At 25.5% G+C, this 235-nt stretch carries 1 protein-coding gene; it reads left to right on the top strand.

Annotated features, from left to right (window positions below):
• Window positions 1-200, top strand: a 200-nt coding sequence (locus Q4519_RS22135; protein WP_303516144.1) for a hypothetical protein, incomplete at its 5' end; no start/stop codon positions are given.
• Window positions 201-235 lie beyond the last annotated feature (35 nt).

Here is a 235-nt window from a genome sequence, read left to right as displayed (position 1 = left end):
ACCTAAACCTAAAATCCCAAGAAAATATGGTATTCCAAAATTTTATAAATAAAAATAACCAGAAACATATGAAACATAGAAATGACAACCAAATCAATATAGCCGAGCACAAAAAAAAAATTGATCAAACAAAAAATATTATAATAAAAGGGCATAAATTCATGCTGCTTAAAATCATACACAAAATTTATATTAACTAACTAAAACACAACTCAATCTTCATAACACGCAGTGA

Source organism: Motilimonas sp. 1_MG-2023, from assembly GCF_030547455.1.
Lineage (GTDB): Bacteria > Pseudomonadota > Gammaproteobacteria > Enterobacterales > CBDFNC01 > Motilimonas.
The sequence above is the reverse complement of the archived record's forward strand: the minus strand, read 5'-3'. Positions and strand labels throughout refer to the sequence as shown.